The organism is Desulfitobacterium sp. PCE1 (assembly GCF_000384015.1).
Lineage (GTDB): Bacteria > Bacillota > Desulfitobacteriia > Desulfitobacteriales > Desulfitobacteriaceae > Desulfitobacterium > Desulfitobacterium dehalogenans.
Map to the genome: position 1 here is coordinate 154,917 of NZ_KB913023.1, position 16,733 is coordinate 171,649.

Annotated in this window: 19 protein-coding genes and 1 other annotated feature; of the genes, 17 read left to right on the forward strand and 2 right to left on the reverse strand. The window is 45.1% G+C overall.

Going from position 1 to position 16,733, the window contains the following annotated elements; translation table 11 throughout:
- Positions 1-25 precede the first annotated feature (25 nt).
- Positions 26-250, forward strand: a binding site (T-box leader).
- A gap of 70 nt (positions 251-320) precedes the next feature.
- Entirely contained in the window at positions 321-2,237 is a 1,917-nt protein-coding gene (gene thrS, locus DESPCE1_RS0100795; RefSeq protein ID WP_014792146.1) for a threonine--tRNA ligase, read from the forward strand.
- Positions 2,238-2,348: 111 nt separating this feature from the next.
- Positions 2,349-3,212 (forward strand): EamA family transporter, encoded by an 864-nt coding sequence (locus tag DESPCE1_RS0100800; RefSeq protein ID WP_019849161.1) that lies wholly within the window; start codon positions 2,349-2,351, stop codon positions 3,210-3,212.
- 11 nt (positions 3,213-3,223) lie between these two features.
- Here the strand turns inward: DESPCE1_RS0100800 and DESPCE1_RS0100805 are convergent, their stop codons facing one another.
- Positions 3,224-4,213, reverse strand: coding sequence for a diaminopimelate dehydrogenase (locus DESPCE1_RS0100805; RefSeq protein WP_014792148.1), 990 nt, complete (start codon positions 4,211-4,213; stop codon positions 3,224-3,226).
- Between the two features lie 264 nt (positions 4,214-4,477).
- On the opposite strand from DESPCE1_RS0100805, the gene DESPCE1_RS0100810 reads away from it, so the two are divergent.
- The 4 genes from DESPCE1_RS0100810 to DESPCE1_RS0100825 are packed head-to-tail and all read left to right on the forward strand — an operon-like array spanning position 4,478 to position 8,822.
- Positions 4,478-5,134, forward strand: a complete 657-nt coding sequence (locus tag DESPCE1_RS0100810; protein WP_014792149.1) for a B12-binding domain-containing protein — start codon at positions 4,478-4,480, stop codon at positions 5,132-5,134.
- Positions 5,131-6,144: a uroporphyrinogen decarboxylase family protein gene (locus DESPCE1_RS0100815; protein WP_014792150.1), complete on the forward strand. Its 1,014-nt coding sequence runs from the start codon at positions 5,131-5,133 to the stop codon at positions 6,142-6,144. Before DESPCE1_RS0100810 ends, DESPCE1_RS0100815 begins: the two co-directional genes overlap by 4 nt.
- On the forward strand, positions 6,134-7,444 hold the full coding sequence (locus DESPCE1_RS0100820; RefSeq protein WP_028305414.1) for a GAF domain-containing sensor histidine kinase: 1,311 nt from the start codon (positions 6,134-6,136) through the stop codon (positions 7,442-7,444). Before DESPCE1_RS0100815 ends, DESPCE1_RS0100820 begins: the two co-directional genes overlap by 11 nt.
- Entirely contained in the window at positions 7,437-8,822 is a 1,386-nt protein-coding gene (locus DESPCE1_RS0100825; protein ID WP_014792152.1) for a sigma-54 dependent transcriptional regulator, read from the forward strand. Before DESPCE1_RS0100820 ends, DESPCE1_RS0100825 begins: the two co-directional genes overlap by 8 nt.
- On the opposite strand, the gene DESPCE1_RS0100830 is transcribed toward DESPCE1_RS0100825, so the two are convergent.
- Complete coding sequence (locus DESPCE1_RS0100830) at positions 8,823-9,377, reverse strand: hypothetical protein (RefSeq protein WP_019849162.1); 555 nt, start codon at positions 9,375-9,377, stop codon at positions 8,823-8,825.
- A 372-nt stretch (positions 9,378-9,749) separates the two neighbouring features.
- Between DESPCE1_RS0100830 and DESPCE1_RS0100835 the strand changes: the two genes are divergently transcribed.
- The 11 genes from DESPCE1_RS0100835 to DESPCE1_RS0100890 all read left to right on the forward strand — a co-directional run bounded on the left by DESPCE1_RS0100835 (position 9,750) and on the right by DESPCE1_RS0100890 (position 16,684).
- A complete protein-coding gene (locus DESPCE1_RS0100835; protein ID WP_014792154.1) occupies positions 9,750-10,952 on the forward strand; it encodes an FtsX-like permease family protein in 1,203 nt (400 codons plus the stop codon).
- Positions 10,953-10,962: 10 nt separating this feature from the next.
- The gene (locus DESPCE1_RS0100840; protein WP_014792155.1) at positions 10,963-11,646 is read left to right on the forward strand and encodes an ABC transporter ATP-binding protein; all 684 of its coding nucleotides are present in this window, start codon (positions 10,963-10,965) and stop codon (positions 11,644-11,646) included.
- Positions 11,647-11,650: 4 nt separating this feature from the next.
- Entirely contained in the window at positions 11,651-12,106 is a 456-nt protein-coding gene (locus DESPCE1_RS0100845; protein WP_028305415.1) for a DUF4418 family protein, read from the forward strand.
- A 49-nt stretch (positions 12,107-12,155) separates the two neighbouring features.
- Positions 12,156-12,473, forward strand: coding sequence for a hypothetical protein (locus DESPCE1_RS0100850; RefSeq protein WP_014792157.1), 318 nt, complete (start codon positions 12,156-12,158; stop codon positions 12,471-12,473).
- Between the two features lie 148 nt (positions 12,474-12,621).
- Positions 12,622-13,170 carry a hypothetical protein gene (locus DESPCE1_RS0100855; protein WP_019849164.1) on the forward strand — a complete coding sequence of 183 codons (549 nt, stop codon included), beginning with the start codon at positions 12,622-12,624 and terminating at the stop codon, positions 13,168-13,170.
- A 40-nt stretch (positions 13,171-13,210) separates the two neighbouring features.
- Entirely contained in the window at positions 13,211-14,143 is a 933-nt protein-coding gene (locus DESPCE1_RS0100860) for a 4Fe-4S binding protein (protein ID WP_019849165.1), read from the forward strand.
- A 248-nt stretch (positions 14,144-14,391) separates the two neighbouring features.
- The gene (locus DESPCE1_RS0100870) at positions 14,392-14,625 is read left to right on the forward strand and encodes a hypothetical protein (RefSeq protein ID WP_014792160.1); all 234 of its coding nucleotides are present in this window, start codon (positions 14,392-14,394) and stop codon (positions 14,623-14,625) included.
- Positions 14,609-15,055: a ubiquinol-cytochrome c reductase iron-sulfur subunit gene (locus DESPCE1_RS0100875; protein WP_014792161.1), complete on the forward strand. Its 447-nt coding sequence runs from the start codon at positions 14,609-14,611 to the stop codon at positions 15,053-15,055. Before DESPCE1_RS0100870 ends, DESPCE1_RS0100875 begins: the two co-directional genes overlap by 17 nt.
- Positions 15,027-15,695 carry a cytochrome b N-terminal domain-containing protein gene (locus tag DESPCE1_RS0100880; RefSeq protein ID WP_172637574.1) on the forward strand — a complete coding sequence of 223 codons (669 nt, stop codon included), beginning with the start codon at positions 15,027-15,029 and terminating at the stop codon, positions 15,693-15,695. The genes DESPCE1_RS0100875 and DESPCE1_RS0100880 overlap by 29 nt, the downstream gene beginning before the upstream one ends.
- A 12-nt stretch (positions 15,696-15,707) precedes the next feature.
- Complete coding sequence (locus DESPCE1_RS0100885) at positions 15,708-16,103, forward strand: cytochrome b subunit of the bc complex (protein WP_019849167.1); 396 nt, start codon at positions 15,708-15,710, stop codon at positions 16,101-16,103.
- Between the two features lie 38 nt (positions 16,104-16,141).
- Positions 16,142-16,684: a hypothetical protein gene (locus DESPCE1_RS0100890; RefSeq protein WP_014792164.1), complete on the forward strand. Its 543-nt coding sequence runs from the start codon at positions 16,142-16,144 to the stop codon at positions 16,682-16,684.
- Positions 16,685-16,733 lie beyond the last annotated feature (49 nt).

A 16,733-nucleotide genomic window follows, 5' to 3' on the forward strand; every position in this document is an offset into this window, starting at 1 on the left:
AGAGCAAAGGGATAGATATAATGAAATGAAAACGATGACGGGGAAAGTAGTTTGTTTTTGTTTGTGTTAGAGAGGAGATGTCACCGGCTGCAAGCATCTCTCACAAAGAAGCAGAGGAAGACCACCCCGGAGTGCTGAGTTGAAGCAAAGTATGCTCAGACGTCTGCCCGCGTTAAGGGATCAAAGGGAAAGCAACCGGGAGGTGCTTTAACTTGGGTGGAACCACGGGAATAATGCTCTCGTCCCATATTGGGATGAGGGCTTTTTTATTTTCCGTATTATAAAGTTTAAAAATTGAAAGGAATAAGGAGTTGACCAAGATGGTAAAGATTACGTTAAAGGATGGCTCTATCCGAGAGATCGAATCAGGTAAGAGTCTCATGGAATTGGCAGCCTCCATCTCCAGAGGTCTGGCGAAAGCTGCCGTGGCCGGGAAAGTGAATGGAGAGCTTAAGGACTTGTCTTATACTTTAATCCAGGATGCTGAGGTAGAGATTATCACGGTGGATTCTGAGGAAGGATTAAAGATTTTAAGGCACTCCACCTCTCACCTTATGGCTGAAGCCGTACGGAACCTTTTCCCGGGAACCATATTAGGGATTGGGCCTGCTATTGACAATGGCTTCTATTATGATTTTGATTCCGAGCATGTTTTTACACCGGAGGATCTAGAAAAGATCGAAGCCGAGATGCGCCGTTTGGTTAAAGAGAATAAATCCTATGAACGAAAAGAAATCTCCCGCAGTGATTCTTTGAAGTATTTCTCTGAAGAAGGAGAAAAGTACAAGGTGGAGTTGATTGAAGACTTACCTGAGGATGAAGTGATTTCCATGTATACTCAAGGAAACTTCACTGATCTTTGTGCCGGTCCTCATATTCCCTCTACTGGGGTAGTTAAAGCCTTCAAGCTCATGAACGTGGCCGGTGCTTATTGGCGGGGCAGTGAAAAGAATAAAATGCTCCAACGGATCTATGGAACGGTCTGGGCCAAAAAAGAGGATCTGGAGGACTACCTCTTTAAGCTCGAAGAGGCAAAGCGCCGTGATCACCGTAAACTGGGCGTGGAGCTGGATCTGTTCAGCCTTCACGATGAAGGTCCTGGCTTTCCCTTCTTCCATCCCAAAGGTATGGTTCTGCGTAACCAGCTGGAAGATTTCTGGCGTCAGGAGCATCGCAAGAGAGGCTATCACGAAATCAAGACTCCCATCATCCTAAGCCGCGACCTGTGGGAAAATTCTGGTCACTGGGATCATTATAAAGATAATATGTATACCACCAAGATTGATGATGAGGACTTCGCTGTAAAGCCTATGAATTGTCCCGGCGGTATGATTATGTATAAGCAAAAGCTGAGAAGCTATCGCGATCTTCCCTTGAGAATGGGAGAGCTGGGCTTAGTGCATCGTCATGAGTTATCCGGTGCCTTAAACGGACTCTTGCGGGTTCGCAATTTCACTCAGGATGATGCCCATATCTTTATGCTTCCTTCCCAAATCAAAGATGAAATCAGCGGCGTCATTGACCTGGTGGACCGTTTCTATAAGGTCTTCGGCTTTGAATATCATGTGGAGCTTTCCACCCGTCCTGAAAATTCCATGGGCGCCGATGAGACTTGGGAAATGGCTACCAATGCCCTTCAGGAAGCCCTGGAAGCAAAGGGAGTCAACTATAAGATTAACCCGGGAGACGGTGCCTTCTACGGACCGAAAATCGACTTCCATCTCCGGGACTGCTTAGGCAGAACCTGGCAGTGCGGCACCATTCAGCTGGATTTCCAAATGCCCGAGAAGTTCGACCTCACTTATATCGGTGAAGACGGTCAAAAGCATCGTCCGGTCATGATTCACCGGGTGGTATACGGAAGCATTGAGCGCTTTATTGCTCTTCTCACAGAGCACTATGCCGGAGCCTTCCCCACCTGGCTGGCCCCTGTTCAAGTCCGGGTTCTGCCCATCAGCGAACGTCATGAGGACTATGCTCAGGACATCGTACGCCGCCTCAATGATCTGGACATCCGGGCTGAAGTGGATGAACGCCGCGAGAAGATCAGCTACAAGATCCGGGAAGCCCAAACCCACAAAATCCCCTTCGCCCTCGTGGTCGGGGACCAAGAGGCGGAAACGGATACGGTCTCCGTTCGCCGTTATAGTCAAGCCAATTCAGGAGAAAAACTCTCTGTAGCGGAGTTCATGGCTCTCGTGCAGGAAGAGATTGCAAGCAAAAAGCAATTGGTATAAGACTTAAGCAAAAGGATTTGAACCTATGGTTCAAATCCTTTTGCTTTGGAAATCATCTCACCCTATAATGAGAGAAGATACATAATATACGATGCAAATGAGGCGAAGATGATGTGGGTTGTATATGCTTTTGGCTCTGCGTTCTTCGCAGGGATTACCGCAATTCTGGCCAAATGCGGGATAAAAAAGACGGACTCGAATGTTGCTACGGCCATCCGCACGATTGTTGTGCTGTTATTTTCTTGGTTGATGGTATTTATGGTGGGGTCACATACGACGATCGCAGATATCTCTGGAAAAACACTGCTGTTTTTGGTTTTATCCGGCTTGGCCACCGGCGCATCATGGCTGTGCTACTTTAAGGCTTTGCAGCTAGGAGATATTAACAAGGTTGTTCCCATCGACAAATCAAGTACGGTCCTGACCATCATTCTGGCCTTCATTGTCCTGAACGAGGGGATAAGTGTTGGGAAGGCAGCAGGAGTCGTGGGCATCGGCATAGGTACATACTTAATGATACAGAAAAAAGAAACGGGTGATGAGCAGCCCCAAAGCAATAATTCCTGGCTGATTTATGCCTTTTTGGCTGCAGTATTTGCCAGCCTGACGTCTATTCTCGGGAAAATCGGTATTGAAGGAGTGGAGTCAAACCTTGGGACGGCCATTCGTACGGGAGTCGTGCTGGTTATGGCTTGGATTGTGGTGTTTGTGACTGGAAAAAAGATTACTCCCCAAGAGATACCTCTGAAAGAACTTGGTTTTATCACACTGTCAGGCCTGGCCACCGGCGGATCGTGGCTGTGTTATTACAAGGCCCTTCAGGATGGGCCGGCCAGCGTAGTCGTGCCAATCGATAAACTCAGCATTCTCGTGACCATTGCCTTCTCCTATCTTGTATTCCATGAGAAATTATCGAAAAAAGCTGCGATTGGACTGGCGTTAATTGTTAGCGGAACCTTGGCGATGTTGATATAAGGCTGAGTCCATTATATAAGGGATTTTCTAAGCTCTTCCGCTGATTTGCTTGAAAGATAGGCCGGGGCGATATCTATAACTGTTTTGGCACCGGATACCCCCTCCTGATTTAAACGATATGCGGCCCTCACAAAGGCAACGAGGACATTGGCTGTGAAATTGGGGTTGGAATCCAAATCCAATCGGTATTCAATGACATGATTATGCTCTTCATTAAGGCCTGTTCTTCCATGACGAATCACTAAACCGCCATGAGGAAGACCGTGGTGATTTTTTTCCAGTTCTTCTTCAGTAATGAAATGTACTTCTGTGTCATAGTCTGCAAAATAATTGGGCATTGTTTTTATCTCATGCTCGATCTGCGCTTTATCGGCTCCTTCTTCAACCACCACAAAGCACTCTCGACCATGCTTTTCCCTTGTCGTCAGTTCCGGCATCTCTCCTCTTCTAACGGCCTCAATGGCACTTTCCTTAGGAATGGTATACTGCTTCGCATCCTTGACTCCTTTAACTCTTCTAATCGCATCCGAATGCCCCTGGCTGATTCCTTTCCCCCAGAAGGTATAGGTATTCCCTTCAGGTAGGATGGCCTCTGCATAGAGGCGATTGATTGAGAACATTCCAGGATCCCATCCGCTGGCAATAATGCAAACTTTTTTGGCCTCTAAGGCATTTTTATTCATGACAGCAAAATATTCCGGGATTTTCGCATGAGTATCATAGCCATCGACGGTATTGAACAGACCCGCAAACTCAGGACCCTGAACCGGCATGTCCGACATGCTCCCACCACAAAGCACCATCACATCAATTTGATCCGTCATCTGTTTGGCCTCATCCATTGTGAAGACATTAACTCCTTTGGTAACAGTTTTGATTGTTGAAGGGTCACGTCTTGTAAATACTCCCACAAGTTCCATATCCTCGTTTTGCCGAATTCCTAACTCGACACTTTGCCCAAGATTTCCATAACCTACGATACCAATTCTGATCTTATTCATAGACGATTCCTCCTTAGAGTCTATTTTAACTGTTATTATTCCAGACGTACAAATAGTTTTATTATATTGTGACAGGATTTCTTCTCTGAGCGGGCGACGGAATATTCTGGCCAGCAATTTTTCTAAATTTTTTTAGTATTTAGTAAGATAAAGGTATATAGTCGTTTTTGGGAGAAATAAAAAGGTTAGGAAGGAATACGCCAATTGTTGCTCAAAATCAGGTTGGAATATAAACTAAATAGTTCATAGGAAGGAGGTAAAGACTTGTATAATGTTGCTGACTTAGTCGAAAACGTCATACAAGGGAATGCTAAGGAATCTGTTTTTATCGCGAGGGATTTATTAGCCAAAGGTTATAGGATAACTCAATTAGTAGAAGGGCTGACAAGAGCTTTGGATTCTCTCGATGTGAAATGCAATATGAATCAATTTAACCTTCTGGAAATATTATTAGCGGCCAGAGCAATGAAAGAAGTTGTGGATGAGGTGGTTTGTCCGGAGATCGAGAAACTGCCTGCCGAGTTTGGTTCCCTCCGCATAAAAGGAGTATTCGTTATGGGTACAATTCAAGGGGATATCCATGATCTGGGGAAAAACATTGTCACGACTCTTTTGAAAACTGTAGGTTATAAGGTCATCGATTTAGGCAAAGATGTTCCTCCCGCTCAATTCGTCATGACTGCTAAAGCGGAGAAGGCGGATTTTATAGGGGTGAGCAGCTTAATCTTTTCTTCAGCGGCGGGCATTAGAGAGATAAAGAGGTTGTTAAGAGAAGAAGGTATGTTGGATATTATGGTGATAGCTGGGGGGGCTGCTGTTAAACAATTAGGAAAAGAGGATCTCGATGTGGATATGATAGCGGAAGATGCGTTTGATCTTATAAGATTTCTCCAACTTCATGAAGGGAATGTTGTGGAGTGAACAGGTTACAGAGGTTAGAGTCTGCTCTGGTAGGCCATACTTTTGGCGATACTCTTTGTATGCCGCTGGTATTTGGAGGGGCAGCTTTTTTAACGAATGTAAGATTAAAAGAGTATCTGCAAAATGGAGAAATTTTGGCGCAATGTCAGTTGAATTCACAGCGGAAATTCAACTATGATGCAGTTTTTGTCTATGGAGATAATTGTATCGAAGCAGAAGCTTTGGGATCAAGAATATGTTTTCCGGAAAATGCTTATCCCTATATTGAAAAATATAGACTGGAAGATCCAAAACAATTAAGCGAATTACCGGATTTTAACCCTTTAACAGATGGTAGGATGCCGGAGTTACTACAAGCCGTTAAAATTCTCAAGGCCGAAATAGGTGATAATCTGCCTATTGTGGGAGTCGTCTTGGGACCTATGAGTATTGCCAGTCAATTGATGGGATTGGAAAGACTCTTATATCTCTTGCTTGACTCGCCTTGTGAATTTGCAGACATGTTGAGCTTCACTGCCGAAATTTCTTTAAAATCCGGCTTGGCCTTACTTGCCCAGGGTGCTCATATCTCGGCAGTAATAGACCCTAGTGCGTCTCAAAGCATTCTTCCCAGTGAGATGTTTGTCCGCTATCTATTACCCCATATTCGTGATATTTTTTCCCAATTCAAATCAGCGGGGACGCTGGCTTCCTGGTTAATGATAACGGGAAATAGCCAAGGGCTTTTGCCCTACTATCGCCAATGTGGAGTGAATATTGCCAGCATAGATTATGAGGTCCCGCTGGAAGAAGCATTGAAGTGGGGAGAAGACTTTTTGGTGGCCGGAAATATTAAACCCTACCGGTTTGTTAATAAAACCCCTCAGGAGATCATCCGTGAAGGTAAAGAGTTGATCAATCTGGCAGCCAGTAGCAAGCGGTTTATTTTAAGTTCCGGGTGTGAAATACCTTTGGATACAAAGCCGGGCAATCTTGCCGCATTAATTAATGCAGTAAGGGATGTGGGATAGAATGGACGTGAAGCAAAATACAGCCTTATCTTCTGAAGCAGAACTAAAAAAACAGATTGCTGCACTTCACAAAATAAACAATATGACGGGCTTTTTGCCCTTAAAAATCGAAGAACTATTACCGGCAATCAAAGAAGAGATGGAAAATATTTTCGCTCACTACGAATGCAGCTTCAATATATTCCCTGAAAGATATAGCTGCAGCAGGTCGGAGTTAGGGAACTGCAAAGCTATACGGGATCAGTTGCCGATGATTTCTGATCAGGATCAGACTTGTCCCTGTTGTACGGGAGAAGCTTGCCGGGGCATTTTTCGATCCCATGTTTGTGTACCTTTGGTTTCAGGTACGGAAGTATTTGGAGTGATTACCCTTAAGAGTACCCTTAAGGTAGGGCTAAGCCGAGATTTGCTTGAAATTCTCTTAGCCATAGCCAACCAAGTGGCAGCGACCCTCCAACGCTCTCAATTGCTGAATCGCCTGGCCCAAGAAAAGAACAACCTTGAAGATGCTAATCAAGAAATCACTCAGCTCAATAGGTCATTGTTCGACACTATTAAAGAGTTGGAAAAGACGCAGCGTCAACTGATTTATTCTGAACGGTTAGCCGCTGCAGGTAGATTAGCAGCTAACCTTACCCACGAGATCAACAATCCTACAGGAATCATTTTGTCCAGGTTGGAATGGCTCCTTTTAGAGGCTCCGGAAAAAGAGTTGCCTGAAGAGGTCGTAAAAGATTTGCTGGTTATCAAAAAGCATACAGAACGGATCGCTCATACCACCCGAGGATTGCTCTCTTTTTCCAGGCGAACGAAAAATGAAACAGCTTTAGTCGATCTGGAGAATTTGATCAAGGAAACAGTGGTTTGGCTGGAAAGACAGTTTTCCCGTAAGGATATCATCATTGTCCTCAACCTCTGCCACCTGCCAACCGTTATCGGCAACAAAGACCAACTGGAGCAAGTGCTTGTCAATATCTTAACTAATGCCAAAGATGCCCTGCCGGAAGGAGGGAAGATCACCATTACCACGAAACATAATACTGAAGAAAATAATATTCAGATAGATATTGAGGATAATGGTACGGGAATACCGGAGGAAATTATGAATACTATTTTTGACCCCTTTTTTAGTACGAAGGAAAAAGAACTGGGCACAGGGTTGGGATTACCGATTAGCCTGACTATCATGAAAGAGCATGGCGGCTTTTTGCGCATGGAGAGCACTCCCCACGAGGGCAGTTGCTTTAGCATGATTTTACCCTGTGCGCCAAATGACCGGGAGGGTGATTTGAATGGGTGAGGATCGACATATTGTTGTCATCGATGATGAGCCGGATATGCTGGAGACCTGTGCCAGGGTTATCCACCGCATGGGATATAAATGCACTACCTATGAAGATAGTTGTGAGGCTTTGGAGGAAATCCATAAGCTGCAGCCTGACCTGATCATAACAGATATCAAAATGCCTAAATGCGATGGATTTGAAGTGCTGGAAAAAGCCAAAGTATGCGTCCCCGAGGCGAGAGTTATTGTAATCACGGGTTATGCTTCGGTGGACTCGGCTGTACAAGCCATGAAAGAAGGAGCCTATGATTATCTTTCCAAGCCTTTTCCCATTGAACAGCTGCAATTGACCATCAATAAAGCACTTCAACATATCGCCTTAACGGAAGAGAACCAATTGCTGCGGGCTCAGCTGCAGGAAGGCCTAAACACCGATAATATTATTGGTGCCCGGGGAGGGCTGCAAGATGTCTTTGCTACGATTGGCAAGATTTCCAATAGCGATGCCTCCATCCTCATCTTGGGGGAAAGCGGTACCGGTAAAGAAGTCATCGCTCGGGCTATTCACAAAAACAGCAGACGTTCCACAGGGCCTTTCATTCCCGTGGATTGTGCATCCTTACCGGAAAATCTATTGGAAAGTGAGCTGTTTGGTTATGAAAGGGGAGCCTTTACGGGGGCGAACAACACCAAGCAGGGGTTGTTGGAAATGGCCCACGGTGGAACTCTTTTCCTGGATGAATTGGGGGAGTTGACTCTGGCCATGCAAGCCAAGCTTTTAAGAACATTGGAAGAACGGGCGATTCGAAGAGTTGGGGGTAATCGCTTGATCAATATCGATATTCGGGTTTTGGCCGCTACGAATCGTGATTTGGAAAAAGCGGTCCGCACGAAAGAGTTTCGTGAAGATCTCTATTATCGAATCAACGTCATTACTCTTAAGCTTCCCATCTTGCATGAACGGCAGCAGGACATTCCCTTACTGGTGAATCATTTCTGTAAGAAATTTTCACAAGATATGGATAAGAAGGTTGGGGGCTTTACCCCTGAGGCAATGAAGACCATGAAAAGTTATTCCTGGCCGGGGAATATCCGTGAGCTGCGTAATGTTGTGGAAAGAGCCATCTCCCTGTCGGAGTCAGAGATGGTAGAGATTACTGATCTGCCGGAGAAAGTCATTGCCGAACAAAAAAAGATTCTCCCTGAGCAGGAGAATCTGGGGGACCTTTCCTTTCATGAGGCGAAGGATCTTTGGTTGAAAAAATTTGAAGTAAAATACATGAAGGAGCTTTTAGACAAACATAATGGCAATATCACTCAGGCGGCTAAATCAGCCGGAATTGATCGTAAAACAATCCATAGACTGATGAATAAGTATGATTTGCAGAGGTAATTAAGCTTCTGAATCGTCAATAAAAATGGTGTATTCTTTTGCTTCAGTGGATGCGCCATCCTGATCTGTAATGGGGGGAATGGTTAATTGCAATTCCTTTACAGAGGTGACTTCACGTTCCCTAACGGGAAAAGTGATAAAACCCTGTTGCACCCTCTGAGGAGGGTAGGTCCCCCCTAAAGATGAAGTAAGGGTGAGATCCGGTGAGGAGATTTCCTGGCCGTCGATGGTCATTTCAAATTCCTCAGGATAAAATTGAATATCCTTGTTGGAGGTGTTCCCGATTTCTATACCTAAAGCGATTTTACCCAAGGGGGCATCTTCGGAGGGATCGGTGTTTCTTACCAAACTAACATTGATGATTCTTAATTTCATAGTATCTAAATCAATGATTTGATTAAGCTCCTTAGTTTGGCTAAAAACCGCGATGTCGGCTTTTTCTTGTGGAGCCGTAGTAGTGGTTGGACTGGGTTCTTGGCCTGAGGAGCAACCGCTGATGAGGAGAACCAGGCTTAGGACAAGGCTGAAGATGATTTTAGTTGTTACTTTTTCCATAAATACAACCTCCTTACAATTAGGCCTAAATAAAAGACTCTTGCTTTTGAGCAAGGGTTTTTTTATTGCTCAGAGACCTCATAAGATTTCAATGCAAATGGCGTACCAACTTAATTTTGGATAATCCATCCTCTTGTCTGAGGTTAAGGTCGAAAAGTGGGACATCTTTGGGACAATTGAGTGACATTCTTGCCCCAACGGATCAGAGAAGAGATTCACAAAGATATCCTTAAACATTCACAAAACGTTCACACATCTGCAGAAAAGCAGCTTAGGTACTATTGGCACGATAATTGCAAAATGAATTAGTAATAATCTTCTCAAGCTTCTGATTATAAGGTATAGCCTTAACGCTAGCAGGGAGGTGAAAGAATGTTTGCAAAATTGATTTGGCGGAATGCCAAAAGACGGCCTTGGCAGCAAGGACTTACTCTGTTTGTCGTCATGGCCTGCGCTGCCGCTCTGGCAGCCGGGATACTGTTGGTCTGGGGTATTGAGAAAGCAGGCCAAAGTGCCGTCGATAATCTGGGAGCGGATGTTATGGCTATACCGGCAGATGCTCATTTTGAACCTGGCCAAGTCCTATTTACCGGGGCACCCGCTAATATTTATATGAATTCAGAAGTGTTGAGGGAGATCGAGAAAGTCCCTGGTGTGGAAGCTATATCGGCACAATTCTTCAGCCAGACTCTTAATCAGAGCTGTTGCAGTCTCCCGGAAGAATACCGGCTGGTTGGTTATGATCCACAAACGGATTTTCTGGTAAGGGAATTATTAGCGAAAGGGGTGGGCAGGGATTTAAAGAACACGGAGGTTATTGTAGGTGGAAACGTGCCTGCTTTTTTGGGGGACAGGGTGGTGATTTTGGCTGAGCCCTTTGATGTTGCCGGTTATCTTGAACCGATGGGAGGGAGTATTGACGATACAATTTTTGTACCTATTGAAACGGCCCGGAGGCTTGCCGGAAAAAGTCCCTATTTACAGGAATACTGGCAAGAGGCTGGGGACCCGGAAGAGTTGGTTTCGTCGGTGCTTGTTAAAACAAAAGCTGAGGCTGACCCGAGTCAAGTTGCCAAAGGTATCGACAGGATCAATGGGATTAAGAGCGTGACGGCAGGGAAGTTATTTTCCGAACTTAAAGAAGAGCTGCTCCTGATTAAAGAAATCCTGCGTTTGATGGTGGTCATTATTTGTGGAATCACAATTGCTTCCCTGGCCTCACGATATTCTTCCCTGGTATTGGAGAGACAGCAGGAACTAGCGCTGCTGCGGGCATTGGGAACAGAGAAAGGAAGCCTATTTAAGCTGGTTATGCTGGAAACCCTTTGCAGCGGACTGGCGGCTGCAGTTATAGGATGCCTGGCCGGATATGGTCTGGTGCTTTATCTGGCGAAATCCCTCAGCAAGCATAGTTCTTTTCCGTTTATGCTGCCTGAGGCAGCTCAGCTTTGTGTAGCTTTTTTAGGGGTCATCGCTTTTATTCTTCTCATCTGCTGTTTGGCAGCCTTCTGGCCGGCAAGAAGTTCGTCGCGATTGGATCCCGTAATCGCTTTAACGGAAGGGGAGCTAAAGTAGGGAGGTATCCATGGAAATATCATTAAAAAACATTACACACCACTACCGGGACGGTATGGGTGATCGGGTTACTCCCCTGCGCAACATTGATTTAACCCTGAGGAGCGGGGATTCCCTCATAATCTATGGACCGTCAGGGTGTGGCAAGAGTACGCTGCTGTTTATCCTGGGTTGTATGTTAAGGCCTTCGGAAGGACAGGTGACGATAGACGGGCGCTCCCTCCTTCACTATGGGGATAAAGACTTAGCCGAATTAAGAAATCAAAAAATTGGCTTCATGTTCCAGATGTGTTATCTGCTCCCTACCCTGACTGTCAAGGAGAATATCATGCTTCCCTTCTGGATTAGGGGAGGGAAGGCAAGGGATAGAAGGATGGAAAAAAGAGCAGTAGAGCTTTTGCTTGAACAGCTGGAATTGGGAGACCGGGCTGATTTTTTACCTTATCAGCTAAGCGGTGGTCAAAGACGCCGGGTGGCCATGGCCAGGGCCTTGGTCAATGACCCGGATATAATCCTGGCCGATGAGCCCACGGCGGAGCTAGATGAGGAGAAAAAGGACTTTGTGGGAAAGTGGCTGGGAGAGCAGGCAGGAAAAAAGAAGATTGTTATGGTTGCTACTCACGACCCCCAATTGGCAGCTTATGCCGGACGGGTTTACAGCTTAAGTCAGGGGCAGTTGCAATCCAGAGGTTAAATGAATGGAGGTTAGAACTTTGAACGGAAAATTAGCTAAGGTTATTGGCGGACTGGGGGTAGTGCTGGGGCTATTGATCGCCTTGACTCCGTTTCATCTTGCTCCAGTTTGTCAACGATTACTGGAATTAACCACAGGGAAGATGGTCCATATGCGCTGTCATTATACAGGCCAAGGGGAGGTGTTTTTAGGCATAATCATAGTTTTGGTCTCCTTAATCTATCTGTTTAACAAGACCATCTTTGCTCAAAAAAGTTTGGGCGGTGTTCTGATGATACTGGGATTAGGCGTTATTATCCTGCCCACAAATCTGGGGATTGGCGTTTGCATGAATCCGATGGAGTGCCATACCACCGCTAAAGTTCTCTATGTCCTGGGAGGCTTGACAATAATTGATGGGTTGATTGCGGTTTTCCAAGAAAAAATCCCTGTTTCGACTTCTAAAGACATTAAAGCTTGATAAAGGAAACTTGCTCCTCTCAGAGGATGGACAAAGGAGGTTGAATCATTTGCGGGGGTTGGTCACCGGAAGATTAAGCAAAACTTTAGGTCTAAATATGGTTGTCGTCGGTTTGGTGATTGGATTTGCCCTTTTTGCAACCTATGCTATTCCCCTGCCGGAGGAAGCAGAGGCTGCTGGGCAGGTCGGATACCTTACTTTCCAATCAACCTGTACAGCATGCCATACCGTGGACACTGTGCAGAATTATCAGGGTTCTTCCACTTGGTCAGAAATTATTGTTTTGATGAAAAGTTATGGAGCTTTCATGCAAGAAGAAGAGGAAGGGGAGATCCTTCAGTATCTGGAAGAAGCGTACCCCAGGTAAGTGAAGATAGCCAGACATATGGTGCATCGGCAGAACAATCTGCCACTGCGGTGGAACCATTTGCCGCAGTGGCAGCAACCCTACTTTCTCTTGTGCTCAATCAGAAGTTAACGCACGGAAGATGATTGGAATGGAAAGGAGAAGATTGATGCAAAAAGGCCGGAAATTGGCCATAACCACGATCGTATTCACACTCAGTTTAGGACTGGTTATAGGTGCGGGTTATTATAAGAGCAGTATAGGCGATGGAGGATCTTTCAATTTAAACCTTCCACAGAAAGACACCGGGAAGGTTAAAACGGTGACAGTAAATCTTGACGAGCAAGGCCTTCTTAAGAAGTTACTTCAGCCAGATCTTATTGAAGTAAGGTCTCATGCGATTACAAATAAAAGTAATAAGGATTATAATTTGCAGTTTGAATTAACGGATAATTCCTTACCAGTGAGAATGAGTGTTAAGGATGATGCATGGGATGAAAAAAACAATACTCTAAATCGCCCCTTAAAACCGGGTCAAAAAGTAAATTTTAATATGTATTTCGACGTTTCTAAAGAATTATTCAACGCCTCAGAGATTTATGATGGGAGATTAAATGTCCTGGATTTTACCACAAAAGAACAATTGGGATATGTTCCGATAAAAATTGTTAACACGAATATGGCTTCAGACGGCAATAAGGATTGTTGTGCACCCTGATTAGTGGAATTAATGTGGTTAATAAAGGAGGATTTGAAAAATGTCTGGTTGCCATTATTCGGATAGGGATAAAAAGAAAAGGAAACACTTTTGGCTGCGCCTAAGCACATATATTTTGGGGATTTTCCTTTTTTATGCACCATTTGCTGTGTTTGTCCGGGTCGTGAAGTCAATTACAAATAATCCTTCAACAAGTGATATTCATAGTTTCTGCATGCGGATGCCGATTAATTGGCTCTTTGATCCTACAGAATGGTATCGCATTGTAGCCGACCCCCTTTATCTTAGTTTCATAATCGTTATTGCCATAGCATTCTTTTTTGGACCGCTTTTTTGCGGCTGGTTATGTTCGGCTGGAGCACTTACCGAGTACTTAAGCAAATTAGTTCCGGATCGATTCAAAATTGACCTTTCTCGTACAGTAAATCCAACTCCAATCCGCTATGGGTTTTTAGCAGGTTTCATTCTCACGCCGTTTTTAGGAGGGAGTGTCTGCTGTGCTTTCTGTAACTTTAGTATTTTTCAGAGATTCATCAGCGGGCTGACCGGCGATCTGCAGGCTTTGGCCTATTGGAGCACTACGGCCATTATTACAGTAGTAATTTGGTTCGTCTTTTTCGGCTTGTTTATAAAGGGTGGACGGGGTTGGTGCAGCTTTGGCTGCCCCATAGGAACTATTCAATCCTTGTTCTACGCGATCGGCTCTAAGCTGGGATTCACTTATAAACTTAAATACGACAGTTCAAAGTGTAATGGCTGTGGCTCTTGCATTAAAGCATGCTCCATGTGGTCTATTACGAAAACGGATCAGGGGAAAGGGATATCTGTTAGTCCGTATTCGTGTAATGTTTGCCTAGATTGTGTAGCGGTATGTCCTCAGGAAGCCTTAAGTTACAGTAAAGGAATTACAGAAACACATAAACCTATTCAATTGGAGGGGACGACATCTTCAGCTGTTGCAAATAGGGGGTAGCCAATGCTTCATATGATAAGAAACAAATTCAACACTATCAGTAATCGTGTTAAGCAGAATCTAACCGGTACAGCTATCGGATTAACTGCAGCTTTGCTTCCTTTACAACATAGTGGATGTAGTGGAAATTGCAAGTTATGCCAAAGTTGTACTGCATCAGCAATAATTATTGCGGGCTTGCTCCTTACAAAGTTTCGCGGCCGCGTACAAAAAATTTTTCCTAAAAAGTAAAAGATGGGGGTGAAAAGATGAGTTTTTTTAACGAAGAAGGGGATATGGAAGGTTTTGTGGTTTTGGCATTGGGAATATGGGCGGCTATAACCCTGGTCTTTATGATCGCGAGGAGTTGGACAGCTGGAAACGCCTATTGGGTAGCAATTTTTATGGGATTAATTTGCTTTGCAGCCGCTTTTTCCGTTTATACATGGAGAGTTTTGATTCTGGACCGCAAAGGGGGTATGGAAAATGGAGAACAACAATAAAGGGGAAATATCAAGACGCAAATTCCTCGGAATCATGACCGGGGTACCCTTGGTTTTGAGTGTGGGAACCCCTGCAGCCGCAGTAGGAAAAATGATAAGCCCCCCTGAGGCATTAAAGCCGCTTCCTCCGAAAATGGCGATTCTTAAAGAAGACGAGTTATTGGAGAAGCCCAAAGAAATCATCTATGACGGTCTTCCGGCCATGATCTTCAAAAAGGGCAACGAATATCAAGCCTTTTCCAGGGTCTGTACCCATCTCGGCTGTACGGTAATGTGGAATGAAGCGGAGAAACGCTTTGAATGTCCCTGTCATGGCGGAATATTCGATGAAGACGGGAATGTGCTGGACGGCCCGCCGCCAAAACCTCTAACCCGTTTGAGGGCCTGGGTGGAAGACGGTTATGTCATGGTACAAAGGGAGGTTGTTTAGCGTGGCATTTGAGGCTAAAGAAGTCGAGGTAAAAGATATGCTTAAGGAAATCGCTGAACATCCTGTTCCCAGGCATGCTCGTAATTTCATATTCTGTTTTGGTGGGATCTCCTTTCTGTTGTTTTTGGTTCAGGTTGTTACGGGTATCGTGCTGGCGGTTTACTACAACCCGACGATGGAAGGCGCCTATCAGAGCGTGATGTTTATCAATAATGAGGTCTTCATGGGTAAGGCTTTGCGTTCGGTTCATAACATTGCGGCTAACCTGATGCTGATTATGGTGGTCCTGCATTTTTTGCGAGTTGTTTTTACCGGTGCCTACAAGCCGCCTCGTCAGTTCAATTGGGTAGTGGGCGTACTCCTGCTGCTTTTAGTCGTTTTCTTCTGTTTCACGGGTTACCTTTTGCCGCTGGATCAGGTGGGTTACTGGGCGGCGATTATTGGAACCAAGATATTGGGGTCAATTCCTATCGTCGGTGACCAGCTCTTGCTATTGGGCCAAGCTGGAACCAAGATTACGGACTATACCCTGATGAGATTCTTTATTATCCATATTGTGATACTGCCTGTGGTTACCATAGGCCTGCTGATTGCTCACTTTTTAATGATTCGTAAACAGGGGATTTCCGGTCCACTATAGGAGGTGATGAGAATGGACATCAATAAAAAGGAATTGGATAAGGATACGGTACCTTTTTTCCCAAACCATTTAACGACTGAAGTAAGCGTGGCTCTTGGTATCCTTGGAGTTGTTCTTTTTCTGGCTGGAGTAATCCCCAAAGATCTGGGCCCCCCGGCCAATCCCGTCATGACCCCTGCTCATATTGAACCGGATTGGTATTTTATGTGGCTTTTTGGTCTGCTGAAAATTGTCCCTCAACTTTTGGGATTGCTGATTCCGGCACTTCTGGTTATAGGGGTTATCTTATTGCCATGGTTGGATAAAAGCACATCCCGCCGACCCGAAGAGAGGCCATGGGTTATTATCGGAGCGGAAATCGTACTGATCCTCATGGTGGTTTTAACTTATATTGCCCTGCATTTTTAATTATGGGTTAGGAATCGGAAAGGTATGGGGGTGAATCAATGACGGGAAAAGGGCGGAATAATCCATCGTTTCACTTGCTTTCAATTTTCTGCATCTGGCTGGGGATGGGTTTCTTGGTAGGGATAACCGGGAGTGTAATCGCCGCACCGAATTATGCTTTGCCGGATGATCGTGAGGCTAAGCTGGTCTATGCATCCGGCTTGCAGCCTCAGAAATCTGCAGGGACCCAAAGCGGCGATCCGAGCGGTGCCTCAGGTAAAACAGCAAGAGAAGGAGAGCTCTTTCTACAAAAGGGCTGTACACAGTGCCATGAAGTAAGTTATTACGGAATAGCCGGTGGTGTGACGGGTCCAGATCTTACCAAGGCGTATGGGGATGTGCCGGATCGTTTTGGGAAGACCCTCGCCGAGTTTTTACAAGAACCGGAAGGGACAATGGCTGAGATGTTCGCCAGAATGGATATTACAGGTGATGAAAAAAATCAGGTTCTCGAATTATTAACTGCAGCCGGCGGAAAGGCGGCCCAGCAACCAGACGGTGAGGAGAGCAAAGGTACTGAAAATACGAATAACCCGGAGTGAAGAGTGATATCAGCAATAGAATCATGCAAATGTATAGGGAGGTTTTTAG

Coding starts and splice junctions, on each gene's coding strand:
- thrS (WP_014792146.1), top strand. CDS start 321: ATGGTAAAGATTACGTTAAAGGATGGCTCTATCCGAGAGATCGAATCA.
- DESPCE1_RS0100800 (WP_019849161.1), top strand. CDS start 2,349: ATGTGGGTTGTATATGCTTTTGGCTCTGCGTTCTTCGCAGGGATTACC.
- DESPCE1_RS0100805 (WP_014792148.1), bottom strand. CDS start 4,213: ATGAATAAGATCAGAATTGGTATCGTAGGTTATGGAAATCTTGGGCAA.
- DESPCE1_RS0100820 (WP_028305414.1), top strand. CDS start 6,134: ATGTGGGATAGAATGGACGTGAAGCAAAATACAGCCTTATCTTCTGAA.
- DESPCE1_RS0100825 (WP_014792152.1), top strand. CDS start 7,437: ATGGGTGAGGATCGACATATTGTTGTCATCGATGATGAGCCGGATATG.
- DESPCE1_RS0100830 (WP_019849162.1), bottom strand. CDS start 9,377: ATGGAAAAAGTAACAACTAAAATCATCTTCAGCCTTGTCCTAAGCCTG.
- DESPCE1_RS0100835 (WP_014792154.1), top strand. CDS start 9,750: ATGTTTGCAAAATTGATTTGGCGGAATGCCAAAAGACGGCCTTGGCAG.
- DESPCE1_RS0100840 (WP_014792155.1), top strand. CDS start 10,963: ATGGAAATATCATTAAAAAACATTACACACCACTACCGGGACGGTATG.
- DESPCE1_RS0100845 (WP_028305415.1), top strand. CDS start 11,651: ATGGAGGTTAGAACTTTGAACGGAAAATTAGCTAAGGTTATTGGCGGA.
- DESPCE1_RS0100855 (WP_019849164.1), top strand. CDS start 12,622: ATGCAAAAAGGCCGGAAATTGGCCATAACCACGATCGTATTCACACTC.
- DESPCE1_RS0100860 (WP_019849165.1), top strand. CDS start 13,211: ATGTCTGGTTGCCATTATTCGGATAGGGATAAAAAGAAAAGGAAACAC.
- DESPCE1_RS0100870 (WP_014792160.1), top strand. CDS start 14,392: ATGAGTTTTTTTAACGAAGAAGGGGATATGGAAGGTTTTGTGGTTTTG.
- DESPCE1_RS0100875 (WP_014792161.1), top strand. CDS start 14,609: ATGGAGAACAACAATAAAGGGGAAATATCAAGACGCAAATTCCTCGGA.
- DESPCE1_RS0100880 (WP_172637574.1), top strand. CDS start 15,027: ATGTCATGGTACAAAGGGAGGTTGTTTAGCGTGGCATTTGAGGCTAAA.
- DESPCE1_RS0100885 (WP_019849167.1), top strand. CDS start 15,708: ATGGACATCAATAAAAAGGAATTGGATAAGGATACGGTACCTTTTTTC.
- DESPCE1_RS0100890 (WP_014792164.1), top strand. CDS start 16,142: ATGACGGGAAAAGGGCGGAATAATCCATCGTTTCACTTGCTTTCAATT.